The following is a 210-nucleotide window of genomic DNA, read 5'->3' on the forward strand; positions in this document are numbered from 1 at the left end:
GTTCGCGGACACCCAAAGCGGGGCGAATGCCAGCGCCGTCTGGTTCAGTATCATGCTGACCTGTCGTGCCAACGGTGTGGAGCCCTATGCCTACCTGCGCCATGTACTGACAGAGCTACCTCAGCGAGAAGAGAGCTGTGATGTCAGCGATTTATTGCCCTATAACAAAGCGCCCATTCAATCACCAGGCGGGTAGAAATACCCGCTTAC

Annotated in this window: 1 protein-coding gene; it reads left to right on the forward strand. The window is 55.7% G+C overall.

The features are described 5' to 3' along the window. Nucleotides 1-196: transposase domain-containing protein (locus tag BZJ21_RS16030; protein ID WP_131826373.1), on the forward strand; the 196-nt coding region annotated here is incomplete at its 5' end. Nucleotides 197-210: the final 14 nt, after the last annotated feature.

This window comes from Salinivibrio costicola subsp. alcaliphilus (genome assembly GCF_001996185.1).
In the GTDB taxonomy this organism is placed as follows: Bacteria; Pseudomonadota; Gammaproteobacteria; order Enterobacterales; family Vibrionaceae; genus Salinivibrio; species Salinivibrio costicola.